Raw genomic sequence first — 474 nt, forward strand, 5'->3', positions numbered from 1 at the left:
AAACCACCGTTGACACCAAAGGCCTGACCTTCAACGGCGACAGCGGCAGCACCAATGTCGAAAAACTCGGTTCCACCGTGACCGTTGCCGGCGACGACAACATCACGACTGAAGCCCAAGGCGACACCGTCACCGTTAAGCTGAACAAAGACCTGGTGGTAGACAGCGTCAAAGCCGGTGATACCACCGTTAACAACGATGGTGTGAAAGTCGCAGGCGGTCCTAGCCTGACCAAGTCCGGTATCGATGCCGCAGGCAACAAAGTGACCAACGTAGCCGACGGCGACCTCAATGCCAACAGCAAAGACGCCGTCAACGGCAGCCAATTGTTTGCGACCAACCAAAATGTCGCCAACAACGCCGCCAACATCGCCAAAGGCATCAACTTCGGCGGTACCACCGGCAGCAACAACTACGCATTGGGCGACACCATCAATGTCAAAGGCGACAGCAACATCATCAGCGAAACCGTAG

1 pseudogene is annotated in these 474 nt (G+C 55.9%); it reads left to right on the plus strand.

What is annotated here, in order from left to right:
• Positions 1-474 (plus strand): annotated as a pseudogene (locus tag ACTHUF_RS11120) (hypothetical protein); the annotation flags it as partial.

The organism is Neisseria sp. P0024.S006, assembly GCF_051956595.1.
In the GTDB taxonomy this organism is placed as follows: domain Bacteria; phylum Pseudomonadota; class Gammaproteobacteria; order Burkholderiales; family Neisseriaceae; genus Neisseria.